Origin of the sequence: Streptomyces nidicola (assembly GCF_050106155.1) — a bacterium.
In the GTDB taxonomy this organism is placed as follows: Bacteria; Actinomycetota; Actinomycetes; order Streptomycetales; family Streptomycetaceae; genus Streptomyces.
Map to the genome: position 1 here is coordinate 6,921,685 of NZ_JBNBPI010000001.1, position 12,647 is coordinate 6,934,331.

The 12,647-nt window shown below is 72.3% G+C and carries 13 protein-coding genes; 10 read left to right on the forward strand and 3 right to left on the reverse strand.

What is annotated here, in order from left to right:
* Nucleotides 1–10: 10 nt before the first annotated feature.
* Entirely contained in the window at nt 11–637 is a 627-nt protein-coding gene (locus tag ACOKM3_RS31255) for a TetR/AcrR family transcriptional regulator (protein ID WP_426904415.1), read from the reverse strand.
* A gap of 153 nt (nt 638–790) precedes the next feature.
* Between ACOKM3_RS31255 and ACOKM3_RS31260 the strand changes: the two genes are divergently transcribed.
* The 8 genes from ACOKM3_RS31260 to ACOKM3_RS31295 all read left to right on the forward strand — a co-directional run bounded on the left by ACOKM3_RS31260 (nt 791) and on the right by ACOKM3_RS31295 (nt 8,481).
* Nucleotides 791–1,588 carry an acetoacetate decarboxylase family protein gene (locus tag ACOKM3_RS31260; protein WP_426904416.1) on the forward strand — a complete coding sequence of 266 codons (798 nt, stop codon included), beginning with the start codon at nt 791–793 and terminating at the stop codon, nt 1,586–1,588.
* A 1-nt stretch (nt 1,589) separates the two neighbouring features.
* Complete coding sequence (locus ACOKM3_RS31265; protein WP_426904418.1) at nt 1,590–2,474, forward strand: SDR family NAD(P)-dependent oxidoreductase; 885 nt, start codon at nt 1,590–1,592, stop codon at nt 2,472–2,474.
* A gap of 17 nt (nt 2,475–2,491) precedes the next feature.
* Complete coding sequence (locus tag ACOKM3_RS31270; protein WP_426904420.1) at nt 2,492–3,775, forward strand: amidohydrolase family protein; 1,284 nt, start codon at nt 2,492–2,494, stop codon at nt 3,773–3,775.
* Nucleotides 3,772–5,016: an amidohydrolase family protein gene (locus ACOKM3_RS31275; protein WP_426904422.1), complete on the forward strand. Its 1,245-nt coding sequence runs from the start codon at nt 3,772–3,774 to the stop codon at nt 5,014–5,016. Before ACOKM3_RS31270 ends, ACOKM3_RS31275 begins: the two co-directional genes overlap by 4 nt.
* A gap of 25 nt (nt 5,017–5,041) precedes the next feature.
* On the forward strand, nt 5,042–5,767 hold the full coding sequence (locus ACOKM3_RS31280) for a VIT1/CCC1 transporter family protein (RefSeq protein WP_426904424.1): 726 nt from the start codon (nt 5,042–5,044) through the stop codon (nt 5,765–5,767).
* A gap of 73 nt (nt 5,768–5,840) precedes the next feature.
* Nucleotides 5,841–6,725 carry a sterol desaturase family protein gene (locus ACOKM3_RS31285; RefSeq protein ID WP_426904425.1) on the forward strand — a complete coding sequence of 295 codons (885 nt, stop codon included), beginning with the start codon at nt 5,841–5,843 and terminating at the stop codon, nt 6,723–6,725.
* The gene (locus tag ACOKM3_RS31290; RefSeq protein WP_426904427.1) at nt 6,722–7,399 is read left to right on the forward strand and encodes a lysoplasmalogenase; all 678 of its coding nucleotides are present in this window, start codon (nt 6,722–6,724) and stop codon (nt 7,397–7,399) included. Before ACOKM3_RS31285 ends, ACOKM3_RS31290 begins: the two co-directional genes overlap by 4 nt.
* Before the next feature lie 38 nt (nt 7,400–7,437).
* Nucleotides 7,438–8,481, forward strand: a complete 1,044-nt coding sequence (locus tag ACOKM3_RS31295) for a zinc-dependent alcohol dehydrogenase family protein (protein ID WP_426904429.1) — start codon at nt 7,438–7,440, stop codon at nt 8,479–8,481.
* A 17-nt stretch (nt 8,482–8,498) separates the two neighbouring features.
* Here ACOKM3_RS31295 and ACOKM3_RS31300 read toward each other — a convergent pair whose 3' ends face one another.
* The gene (locus ACOKM3_RS31300) at nt 8,499–9,275 is read right to left on the reverse strand and encodes a class I SAM-dependent methyltransferase (protein ID WP_426904431.1); all 777 of its coding nucleotides are present in this window, start codon (nt 9,273–9,275) and stop codon (nt 8,499–8,501) included.
* A 164-nt stretch (nt 9,276–9,439) separates the two neighbouring features.
* Here ACOKM3_RS31300 and ACOKM3_RS31305 point away from each other — a divergent pair, with 164 nt between their 5' ends.
* Both ACOKM3_RS31305 and ACOKM3_RS31310 read left to right on the forward strand, forming a co-directional pair.
* The gene (locus ACOKM3_RS31305) at nt 9,440–10,765 is read left to right on the forward strand and encodes a sensor histidine kinase (RefSeq protein WP_426904433.1); all 1,326 of its coding nucleotides are present in this window, start codon (nt 9,440–9,442) and stop codon (nt 10,763–10,765) included.
* Nucleotides 10,762–11,397: a response regulator gene (locus tag ACOKM3_RS31310; protein WP_426904435.1), complete on the forward strand. Its 636-nt coding sequence runs from the start codon at nt 10,762–10,764 to the stop codon at nt 11,395–11,397. Before ACOKM3_RS31305 ends, ACOKM3_RS31310 begins: the two co-directional genes overlap by 4 nt.
* An 80-nt stretch (nt 11,398–11,477) precedes the next feature.
* Here the strand turns inward: ACOKM3_RS31310 and ACOKM3_RS31315 are convergent, their stop codons facing one another.
* Complete coding sequence (locus ACOKM3_RS31315) at nt 11,478–12,497, reverse strand: CopD family protein (protein ID WP_426904436.1); 1,020 nt, start codon at nt 12,495–12,497, stop codon at nt 11,478–11,480.
* Nucleotides 12,498–12,647: the final 150 nt, after the last annotated feature.

Sequence of the window (12,647 nt, forward strand, 5' to 3'; positions counted from 1 at the left end):
ACGCCACGGCTCAAGTGGGCGGGTCCAGGAGCGACTTCACCAGGGCGCGTACCGAAGTTGTGAAGATCCGCTCCGGGTCGGCGGGCGCGGCGAGCGCGCGGGCCAGCACCCGGTCCTCCTCCGCCGTGCCCGCGCCCCAGAGTTCCTCCTCGCGCGGGTGCTGCGCCGGGGCGCGCTCCCGGTTGCGCTCGACGAGGACGTGGCCGACGACCTGGAAGAGGACCGCGCGCACGGCCTCGGCGGCGGGCGTCCCGCGCAGTCCCGCGGCGTGCACCTCGTGGACCAGCGCCTGCTGTGCGGGCAGGAACATCCGCTCGGTGAGGCCCCGTTCATGGACCATCGCGATCAGATGCGGGTGGGCGCGCAGCCGGCGGCGCAGCGTGCGGGCGACGGAGAGGACGCGGTCCTGTGGCGTGGCCCCACGGGGCCGGAAGCCGCCGAGGTCGGCGACGGTCCGCTCCACGAGGGCGTCGAGCAGGGACTCGCGGTTGCCGACGTGCCAGTAGATCGACGTGACGGCCGTGCCCAGTTCGGCCGCGAGCTTGCGCATGGTGAGCGCCTGCGGGCCGTGCTGCTTGACGAGATCGGCGGCGACCGCGACGACCTCCTCGCGGGTGAGCGGTGCGCGTGCCGTCATGCCTCGCCCTCCCCGTCTCCCGCAATCTGCCGTGTCATCGACCGGCCGGTGCATGTGTCTTTACCCTTCATCGCCTCCGGTGTAACTGTGTTACAGGCGCCTCGCGAACGACCGAACGACCCCCGGCACGTCTCGTACGAAGGGTGGTACGACATGGCACGCGTACGGTACGGAGCGCGCAGTGAGGCGGAGATCGCCGCTTCGCGCTCGGCGAGCAGCAAGCTTCCCGACATCTGGTCCACCGGTGTGGTGGCCGTGTGGGAATCCGATCCGGACGCGGTGGCCGCGGTGCTGCCGCCGCCGCTGAAGCCCACGGGCCGGCCCCTGGTGCGGGCCAACATCAGCAAGGTCGACCTGCCGGGCTATCCGCTCGGCGCGGGCTCGGTGGCCGTCGCCGCCGAGCACGGGGGAGTGCAGGGCTGGTATCCGCTCGTCATGCCGATGACGCACGAGCGGGCGCTGATCGGCGGCCGCGAGGTCTTCGGCGAACCGAAGAAGCTCGGCGAGGTCACGGTGGAGCGCGACGGGCTCGTCGTGAAGGCGGCGCTCGCGCGGCACGGCATCGCGTTCGTGGAGGTGCGCGGCGCGGTGAGCGAGAGCCTGCCGCTGCCCGAGCCGTCACAGAAGACGGACTTCTACTTCAAGTTCCTTCCAGGAGTGGACGGTTCGGGCTTCGACGCGGAGCCGGTCCTCGTGCACTGCCTGCGCAACGAGAAGGTCAGGAAGCTGGAGCGGATCACCGGGGACGTCGTCCTGCGGGAGTCCATGTACGACCCGATCGCCGACCTTCCGGTGCGGTCCCTGGTGGAGATCACCATCGGCGAGAAGACCACCGATCAGAAGGGCAAGGTCGTCGAGCGGGTCAGCGCCGAGGCCCTGCTCCCGTACATCCACCAGCGCTACGACGACCCGCAGCAGATCCACGACGGCCCGCCCGAGGGGAGCGCCTGACATGGAGCTCCGCGCAGGACAGGTCGCCGTCGTCACGGGCGCGGCGAGTGGCATCGGGCTCGCCATGGCGCGGCGGTTCGCGGCGGACGGCCTGAAGGTGGTCCTCGCCGACGTCGAGAAGGGCGCCCTGGAGAGCGCCGCCGAGGGCCTGCGCCGTGCAGGCGCGACCGTGCACGCGCGCGTGGTCGACGTCGGCGAGCGCGAGCAGGTCATGGACCTGGCCGCGGACACGTACGCGACGTTCGGCGCCTGCCATGTGCTGTGCAACAACGCGGGCGTCGGCTCGGGCGCCGAGGGCCGCATGTGGCAGCACGAACCGAACGACTGGAAGTGGGCGTTCAACGTCAACGTGTGGGGTGTCTTCCACGGCATCCAGGCCTTCGTGCCGCGCATGATCGAGGGCGGCGAGCCCGGCCACATCGTCAACACGTCCTCCGGGGACGGCGGCATCGCGCCGCTGCCGACGGCGTCCGTGTACGCGGTGACGAAGGCGGCCGTCGTGACCATGACGGAGTCGCTGTACGCGCACCTGAAGGCGGAGCACGCGCGCGTGGGCGCGTCCGTGCTGTTCCCCGGTCCCCACATGTTGCGCACGGGCCTGTGGGAGTCGCACCGCAACCGGCCCGACCGGTTCGCGAAGGAGCGTCCACGTAAGACGCCGTACCGCAGCCTCGACCAGTGGGAGGCCGCCATGAAGGAGGCCGGGAACGAGGTCGAGTTCACGCCCGTGGAGGAGGTCGCCGACTTCGTCGCCGAGGGCATCGCGGCGGACCGGTTCTGGCTGCTTCCCGAGAGCGAGCACAGCGACAAGCAGATCCGGGGGCGGTCGCGGTCGATGCTGGACCGGGCGAACCCGGCGTACCTGGAGAGCTTCATTCTCGACTGAGCACGAGGGGACGTGTGATGACCGACCAAGACCCGTACCTGATCATCTCCTCCGACTGCCACGCCGGGCTGCCCACCGAGGAGTACCGGCCCTACCTGGACAGCCGTTTCCACCGCGACTTCGACGAGTTCCTCGGCGAGCGGGACAAGCGCCGCGAGGAGGCGACCCGGCTTGGCATCCGCAACGACGCGTTCGCTGCCAAGTGGTTCGAGGACAACGAGGAGGGCCTGCGCGGCGGCTGGGACTCCGCGCAGCGCCTCAAGGAGCTCGACGGCGACGGGGTGGCCGCCGAGGTCGTCTTCCCCGACGCGGACGCCGTGGACAGCCAGACGGCGGCGCCCTTCGGCGTCGGCCTCGGCCTCTCCGGCGACCAGGACCCCGAACTCGGCATGGCGGGCGCGCAGGCCCACAACCGCTGGCTCGCCGAGTTCGTCGGGCAGAACCCCGAACGGCACTGCGGCGTCGCCCTGTTGCCCGTCACCGCCGATCCGGACAAGGTCGTCGCCGAGATCCACCGCGCCAAGGAGTCGGGGCTCGGCGCCCTGATGATCCCCTCCATGTGGGTCGACCAGGACCCGTACCACGCGCGCCGCTACGACCCCGTGTGGGCGGCGGCGGCCGAGTGCGAGATGCCGGTGGTGACGCACTCGGGGGCGGCGCCGCGGCACGAGTACGGCGACCATCTCGGCATCTACGTAAGCGAAGTGACGTGGTGGCCCGCGCGCCCCCTGTGGTTCCTTCTCTGGTCGGGCGCCTTCGAGCGGCATCCGGGGCTGAAGTTCGGTGTCGCCGAGTCCGGCTGCTGGTGGCTGCCGAACCTGCTGTGGTTCATGGACCGCCTCTACCTGGGCGCGCACGGCGGCAAGAAGCTGTCCCCGTTCGCCGAGCTGAAGCGCTCCCCGGCGGAGTATCTGGACCGGCAGGTCTTCGTCTGCGCCACCAACACCAAGCGCCGCGAACTCGCCCAGCGCTACGAGATCGGCGTCGACAACATCCTGTGGGGCAGCGACTTCCCGCACCCCGAAGGGACCTGGCCCGACACGCGCGCGTGGTTGCAAAAGACCTTCCACGACATCCCGGTCTCAGAGACCCGGCGGATGCTCGGCCTGTCCGCCGCCGAGGTGTTCGGCTTCGACACCGCGAAGCTGGCGCCGCTCGCGGCCCGCATCGGCCCTACCCCGGCCGACCTCGGCCAGGACGCCGACCAGAGCGCCGTGGAGGCGTCCTGGGCGCGCTCGCGCGAGGTGGGCAGGCACTGGCTGACCGAGAACGACTTCCCGAACATCGGGGTGACCCCATGAGCCCTACGCCCGCTTCCGACGACCGGTACACCGTCATCTCCGCGGACTGCCACGCGGGCGCCGATCTCCTCGACTACAAGCCGTACTTGGAGGCGCGGCACCACGACGCGTTCGACGCGTGGGCGGCCGGCTACGTGAACCCGTACGAGGATCTGCTCGCCGACACCGCAGACCGGAACTGGAACTCCGAGAGGCGTGTCGAGGAGCTGGAGCGGGACGGCATCGTCGCCGAGGTCGTCTTCCCGAACACCATCCCGCCGTTCTTCCCGTCGGCCTCGCTGATGGCGCCGGCGCCCACGCGGGAGGAGTTCGAGCAGCGCTGGGCGGGCCTGCGTGCCCACAATCGGTGGCTGGCGGACTTCTGCGCCGCCGCCCCCGGCCGCAGGGCGGGCGTCTTCCAGATCCTCCTCAACGACGTCGACGAGGCCGTCAAGGAGATCCGCTGGGCGGCCGAAGCGGGCCTGAAGGGCGGCCTGTTGCTGCCCGGTACGCCGCCGGGCTCGGGCCTCCCGGAGCTCTACTCGGCGACGTACGATCCGATCTGGCGCACCTGCGCCGAGCTCGGCGTCCCGGTCAACCACCACGCGGGTTCGGCGTCCCCGCCGCTCGGCGAGGAACCGGCCGCCCGCGCGGTCTTCATGGTCGAGACGACGTGGTTCTCGCACCGCGCCCTGTGGCACCTCGTCTTCGGCGGCGCCTTCCGTAAGCACCCCGACCTGCGGCTCGTCCTCACGGAGCAGGGCTCGGGCTGGATCCCCGGCGTCCTGGACATGCTGGACTACTACCACGCGCGCCTGGTCAGGGCGGCCACGAAGGCCAACACGGCAGAGGCCAAGTTCGGTGTCGGGCTCGCCGACTCGATGGGGGAGCGCCCCTCTACTGTGTGGCGCGAGAACTGCTACGTAGGCGCGAGTTTCATGCGGCCCCACGAAGTGCCCCTGCGGGACCGGATCGGCCTCGACAAGATCATGTGGGGCAGCGACTACCCGCACGACGAGGGCACGCACCCGTACACGCGCGAGGGCCTGCGCATCGCCTACGCGGGGCTCCCGAAGGACGAGATCGCCGCGATGGTCGGCGGCAACGCGGCCCGTGTCTACGGGTTCGACCTCGGTCTCCTCGACCCCATCGCGGCCCGCGTGGGCCCCACGGTCGCGGAGATCGACGAACCGCTCAAGGAGCCGCCCGCGGACGCGACGAGCCCGGTGTTCGCACCGGGGGCGTCGGTACGCGTGTGGTGACACCGCCGGGTGGCATGCTCACCCCGTGACAGAACCCAACGGGAGTGCACCCACCCATGACGAGTCCCACGGCGGCGCGCTCGGCTCGCGGCTGAACTGGCTGCGCGCCGCCGTGCTCGGCGCCAACGACGGCGTGGTCTCCACCGCGGGGCTCGTCGTCGGCGTCGCCGGAGCCACCGACGACCGCTCCACGCTGCTCACCGCCGGGCTCGCCGGGCTGCTCGCCGGATCGATGTCCATGGCCGCCGGCGAGTACGTCTCCGTGTCCACGCAGCGCGACTCCGAGAAGGCCGCCATCGCCATGGAGAAGCGCGAGCTGAAGGAGCAGCCTGCCGCCGAACTGGAGGAGCTCACCGACCTGTTGGAGGAGCGCGGGCTCAGCCGGGAGGTGGCCCGCGAGGCCGCCGAGCAGCTCACCGAACGGGACGCGCTGCGCGCCCACGCGCGCGTGGAACTCGGCATCGACCCCGACGACCTCACCAACCCGTGGCACGCCGCGTGGGCCAGCTTCCTCGCCTTCACGGCGGGCGCGCTGCTGCCGCTGCTCGCCATCGTCCTGCCGCCCTCCGCGTGGCGGCTGCCCGTCACGGTCGGCTCCGTCCTCGTCGCGCTCGCCCTCACCGGCTACAGCAGCGCACGGATGGGCAGTGCGGCGGTGCGGCCCGCGGTGTGGCGCAACGTGGGCGGGGGAGCGCTCGCGATGGCCGTCACGTATGCGGCGGGTTCTTTGTTGGGTGCCGCCGGAGTTTGACCCCTTACCAGAGGTAATACTTGTCAGTAACTACCTCTAGCCGGGGCGCCTTTCACGCCCTTACGGTGCACGCATGCCGACCCCGAACCTGCCCGACGCCGTGCTGTGGTCGATCCCCGCCTTCGTGCTGCTCACGATCGTGGAGATCGTCAGCGTCCGGATCCACCCCGACGAGGACGCCGCCGGCTACGAGACCAAGGACGCGGCGACCAGCGTCACCATGGGGCTCGGAAGCCTGGTCTTCGACTTCCTGTGGAAGATCCCGATCGTCGCCATCTACACGGCGGTCTACGAACTGACCCCCCTGCGCGTGCCCGTCCTGTGGTGGACGATCCCGCTGATGCTGCTCGGCCAGGACTTCTTCTACTACTGGTCGCACCGCGGACACCACGTGATCCGCATCCTGTGGGCGTGCCATGTGGTGCACCACTCCAGCCGCAGGTTCAACCTCACCACGGCGCTGCGGCAGCCCTGGACGAGCCTGACCGTGTGGCCGTTCTACCTGCCGCTCATCGCGCTCGGCGTGCACCCCGCGGCGCTCGCGTTCTGCTCCTCGGTCAACCTCGTGTACCAGTTCTGGATCCACACCGAGCGCATCGACAAGATGTGGCGACCCTTCGAGTTCGTCTTCAACACGCCCTCCCACCACCGCGTCCACCACGCCTCCCAAGGCGGCTACCTGGACCGCAACTTCGGCGGGATCCTCATCGTCTGGGACCGGCTCTTCGGGTCGTGGGTGGCGGAGGTCGAGCGCCCCGAGTTCGGGCTCACCAAGAACATCAGCACGTACAACCCGCTGCGCGTCGCCACCCACGAGTACGCGGCCATCGCCAAGGACTTGAGGGCCGCGACCAATTGGCGTGAGCGGGCCGGGAGGGTCTTCCGGGGGCCGGGGTGGAAGCCGGAGCCCGTCGGCGCCACGAACGCCCCGCAGAAGGTCACCGAGGGCGCCGCGTGAGGCCTGCCGCACCGGTGTGGCGCGCCGCGTTCTTCGTGGCGTGCGCCGCCGACCTCGTCGCGCTGCTCGCGGGCGCGGAGGGCGCGCACGTCGTCCTCAAGCCCCTGCTCATGCCGCTGCTCGCGGCCTACGTGGTCGCGCGGCGCGGCCCCCGGCTGCTGTGTGCCGCCCTGCTGCTGGGGTGGTGCGGCGACGTGCTGCTGCTGTTCGACCAGGACACCGTGTTCCTCGCCGGGATGGGCGCCTTCGCCGTCGGGCACGTCTGCTATCTGGTGCTGTTCAAGCGGCAGGGGACGGTACGCGCGCGTGGTGCGCTGCTCGGCGCCGCCTACGGCGTCGCGCTCGTCGTGACGGTGGCCGCCCTGTGGCCCGATCTGCCGGCGGACATGCGCGTGCCAGTCGCCGCGTACAGCGTGCTGCTGACCTGTATGGCGTTCGCGTCCTCCCGGCTCGGGGCGGCGGCGGGCGTCGGCGGCGCGCTGTTCCTGCTCTCGGACTCGCTCATCGCCACGGGCATCGCCGACTGGCCCGCCCTGCCGCGCCCCGACTTCTGGGTCATGGCCACCTACGCAGCGGCGCAGTACCTGCTCGCCCGTGGCGTGCTCGGGGAGCGGGCCGCGGTCCCTTCGGCGTACCGTGAAAGGCGCGTCGGAACGCGGCGCGTCGCTCACTGACCTGCATCGATCGCGGGACCCGCACGAAGGAACACGCCATGCGCGCCACCACCATCCACGCCCCGTACGACATGCGCGTGGAGGACGTTCCGGACGCCGTCGTCATGCTGCCCACGGACGCCGTGGTGCGGGTCCTGCGCGCCTGCATCTGCGGCAGCGACCTCTGGGCCTACCGGGGCGAGGCCGCGCGGCAGCCCGGGCAGCGCATCGGGCACGAGTTCCTCGGCGTCGTCGAGGAGACCGGCTCCGAGGTGTCCGTCTTCAAGCGCGGAGACCTGGTCGTCGCGCCCTTCATGTGGTCGGACGGGGTGTGCGACTACTGCCGCGAGGGCCTGACCACGTCGTGCGAGCACGGCGGGTTCTGGGGCGCGGTCGGGTACGACGGAGGCCAGGGCGAGGCCGTGCGCGTCCCGTTCGCCGACGGCACGCTCGTCGCGCTGCCCTCCGACGCCGCATCCGACGACCGTCTGCTGACCGCCCTCCTGACGCTGTCCGACGTGCTGGGCACCGGCCACCACGCGGCGCTCGGCGCGGGCGTGCGCAAGGGCGCGACCGTCGCCGTCGTCGGGGACGGCGCCGTGGGCCTGTGCGGGGTCCTCGCGGCCCACCGGCTCGGCGCCGAGCGGATCATCGCGCTCGGCCGCCACCAGGTGCGTACGGACATCGCACGGAGCTTCGGCGCCACGGACGTCGTCGCGGAGCGCGGCGAGGCGGCGGTCGCGGCGGTCCGCGAACTCACCGGCGGCCAGGGCGCGCACTCCGTGATCGAAGCGGTCGGCACCGAGCAGTCCATGAACACCGCCGTGAACATCACCCGCGACGGCGGCGCCATCGGCTTCGTCGGCGTCCCGCACGGCAGCAGCGGCGGAGTCGACCTGCGCGTCATGTTCGACCACAACATCGCGCTGCGCGGCGGCGTCGCCCCCGTCCGCACGTACATCCCCGACCTGCTGCCCGACGTCCTGGACGGGACCATCGACCCGTCGCCCGTCTTCGACATGACGGTCGACATCGAGGGCGTGCCCGGTGGCTACAAGGCGATGGACGAGCGCACCGCCCTCAAGGTGATGGTCACCAACTAGGGCCGCACCTACAGGTGTTACGACGACGGGACGGTGACGCGGATCTTGGACTGGCCGTGCTTCAGCTCCTCCCAGTCGTCCATGAAGCGCGCCGAGAGACCGTGGTCGGCGGCCAGCGCGGTCAGCGTCCCGGTGCGGTAGTAGAAGTCCTCGCGCAGCACGTGGTGTTCCTCGCCCTCGGTGCGGTCGAAGGTGAAGTCGAACCAGCCGCCCGGCGCGAGGAGCCGACCGATGTGCGCGAAGCACTCCTCGATCACTGGCAGCGGTGAGTGCGAGAACACGCTGTGCGCGTGCACCACGTCGAAGTGGCCTTCGGGGAGGAAGCCCAGGGTCAGATCGCGCACCGGGGTCAGTGTCGGCAGCCGGTCCTGGAGCCCCTGGTCCCGGAGCGTGTCCTGTGCGGCGAAGAGGATGTCGGGGGAGATGTCGACGCCGTAGTAGTGGCCGGGGTCGAGGTACTCGATGAAACGCCGGCCCGCCCGCAGGTTGCCGCAGCCGATCTCCAGCATCCGGTGCTCCGGGCGCAGCCCGTGCCCCAGCAGGTAGTCGAACTGCATCGCCCCGAGTGCCAGCCAGCGCTCCCGGCTGCGGCCGCCCACCGCCGCGTCGGGATCACGGCGCGTGTCGGAGCGCATGACCGCCCGGTAGTAGGCGACGTGGTCGGGCGAGCGGTGCCGCAGCCAGGCGTCGCGGGCCGCGCGGCGCAGATGGCGGGGTACGCGCGCGGGGTTGCGCAGCGCGTAGCCGACGCGGTGGGAGAGGGCGGAGCGGTTGGCGGTGAGATTCTTCGGCATGGCGGTACTCGATCTCCGTAGGGGCCGTGTCACGGCAGTCTCACGGCCCCCTGTGGCCTGCTTCTTCGGGTGTGCGGCTGTACCCGGGGGTCCCGCCGGGCCGTGCCGATGTCAGCCGATCGGATGATGTCCGTGCCGGGACGTGCGGATATACGTGGGCGGACATGAGTGGTCGGACGGCACGCGCGCGAGGCGACGGGGAAACGGTGGAGCGAGCGGACATACGGCCGGACATATGGCCGGACCCCGGCCCGCGGTGGCTGACCGCGGCCCTGCACACGGCGTTCGCCCTGCTCCTCGTGGGCGGGGTCGCCCGGCTGCTGACCAAGGGACCGCTCACCGGGCGCACGGGCTGGGTGCTCGCCCTGTTCCTCGTCTTCGGGGTGCTCTACGCGGCCGGGCAGGTCCGGGCGCCCGCGCCCGCGCACGGCGGCCGGCCCACCACCCGGCATCTGCTCTGGCTGGGCGCCGTCCTCGCCGTCTGGCTGGTGCTGCTCGCCGTGGAACCGAGCGCCACCTGGTGCACCATGCCGTTGCTCTTCACCGGACTGCACCGGCTGCCCGTCCGCCTCGCGGTGCCGCTGGCCGCCGTCCTCGTCGTGCTGGTGGTCGCCACCGAACTGCGGGTGGCCAGCGGCGGGTTCAACCCCAACCTGGTGCTCGCCCCGGTGGCCCTCGGCACGGTCGCCACCGCCGTCCTGGTCGACGCCCGGCGGCAGGCCGCCCGGCAGCGCCTGCTCATCGACGACCTGGTACGCACGCGGGGCGAACTCGCCGCCACCGAACGGCACGCGGGCGTCCTGGCGGAGCGGCAGCGCCTGTCGGCGGAGATCCACGACATCCTCGCCCAGAGCCTGTCCAGCCAGCGGATGCTGCTCCAGGCCGCCGAGCGCCACTGGCACACCGACCCGGACACCGCGCACACCCACATGAAGGACGCCGCGGGCACCGCCGACCGCGCGCTCGCCGAGGTCCGCCGGTTCGTCCGGGACCTCACCCCGCTCGACCTCGCCGGAAGCTCCCTCGTCCAGGCCCTGCGCGAGTTGGCGGAACCCCGACGCCCGGCCGACGGGGCGGGACCGGACGGTGTGCCCGGGCCGGTCGTCGAGTTCCGCCTCGACGCCGAGCCAGGCGTCCCCGGCACCCCCGGACCCCTGCCGGGCCCCGCGGAGACCGCCCTGCTGCGGGTGGCCCAGCAGGCGCTGGCCAACGTACGGGAGCACGCCGGGGCGCGGCGGGCCGTCATCACCCTGACCTGTCTGGAGGACCGGATCACCGTGGACATCGCCGACGACGGACGTGGCTTCGACGTCTCACGGCCGCCCCGCCGCGGCGGCGCCGGCACCCGCGGCCACGGCCTCGCGGGCATGCGCAACCGGGCGCGGCAGGCGGGCGGGACGCTCGCCGTGGAGTCGACGCCCGGCGAGGGGACGGTCGTGACGATGTCCGTGCCGCTGCCCGCGGACGGCGACGTAAGGGGGACGGCGTGAGCGCCGCCGTACGGGTCCTGCTCTGCGACGACCACGCCGTCGTCCGCGCCGGGCTGCGCGCCCTGCTGTCCAGCACCGACGGCATGGAGGTGGTCGGCGAGGCGGACAGCGGTGAGCGGGCCCTGGCGATGGCCGAGGCGCTGCGCCCCGACGTGGTCCTCATGGACCTGCAACTGGGCACCGGCATGGACGGCGTCGAGGCCACCCGCAGGCTGACCGCGTCCGGCGCGGGGGAGGCCCCGCGCGTGCTGGTGCTCACCATGTTCGACACCGACGCGGACATCGCCCGAGCCGTCGCCGCGGGCGCCACCGGCTACCTGCTCAAGGCCGAGCGCCCCGACCGGCTGTTCGTGGCGATCCGCGACGCCGCCGCCGGACGCACCGCCCTGTCGGGTGCGGTCGCCGACCGGGTGGTGTCCCGGCTCCGCGCCCCCGGGCCCGCACTGACCGAACGCGAACGTGACGTCCTGGCCCGGCTGGCCCAGGGCCTGGGGAACCGGGAGATCGCCCGTGCCCTGTTCCTCAGCGAGGCCACGGTCAAGACCCACCTGGGCCGCGTCTACGCCAAGCTCGGGGTGCGCACCAGGGCGGGAGCCGTGGCGGCCGCGGCCCGTCACCGACTGCTGCCGTGAGCGGGCGGCGTGCTGTTCAGGAATTCACGTCTGTAGAAAGGCCACGTCGGTAAGAAGGCCACATCTGCGGAAAGGTCATGTCACCAGCGGATCGGCACCGGCAGCGCCGTCAGCGCCGCCGACACCGCCACCACGACCGCCAGGATCACGACTTCCGCACGCGCGGGCGCGTAGGCGTTCGTCCGGTCGGGGGCGCGGCGCAGGCGCAGCCGCGCCGCCAGGGCGAGGCCCGCGACGACGGCGACGAGGAGCACCTTCGCGAGCAGCACGCGCCCGTAGGCCGTCGTCGTCAGCTGGTCGAGGACCGTGCTCGGCGGCATCCGGCGCAGCGTGCTGCACACGCCCGTCGCGGTGATGGCCGTGAGCAGTACCGCGGCCACGCGCGCGTAGAGGCCGAGCAGCGCCGTGCCCGCCTCGGGGGCGGTGGTGCGCCAGGCGTGCGTCGTGCGCAGTACGTACAGCAGTCCGCCCACCCACAGGGCGGCGCAGATCAGATGGACCAGGGTGAGACCCGAGCCGACCAGCGCGCTGTCCTCGGCCGCGGGGTGCGCCCGCAGCGCCTCCGCGACCGCCACGGCGGCCAGCGGGAGGAGCGCCGTCGTGGGACGCCGCCGGCGGGCGCACAGGCCCGCGAGCAGAAAGCCGTTGACCTCCACGAGCGCGAGCGTGCCGTCACGTGTGCCGCCCAGGCCGCCGATGTCCAGCGCCGCGACGCTGTGCGGGATCAGGTTCCCGGAGGCCACCACGGAGGCGAGCCCGAGCGCTGCCGCGAACCCCGCCCACGGCGCGTACGCCGACCAGGTGCGGGGCGGCTCCCGGTCCGGGGCCACCCTGCGCGCGAGGAACCCGGCGAACACCTCGCCCATCTGGACGCACAACGCCGCGAACAGGACCGTGCGCAGGAGCGCGATCACGCCGACGCCGGGCGCCGATGCCTCACCGGTGCCGTCGAGCGCGGCACGCGGTCCGAACAGCGGGATCAGTGCGGCCACGGCCACGAGTACGAGCACGGCGACGGCGCGCCCCGCGCCGGGTCTGCGCAGGGAGACGTCGGCCCCGACGGAAACGGGCGCCTCGGTGGGCGGCGGTATGGAACTCACCACTGGATCTTCACCAGGCGGCACGGATCCCGGCAAGCGCAGACCTACAAGTGGGGCATACGAATCCGGCCCACCCTGTGCGGCCGGGGTCGCGGCCGGGTCCGGGGCTGCGCTGCGTCGGTTCACGTCTACGTAGGACGCGATTTCGCG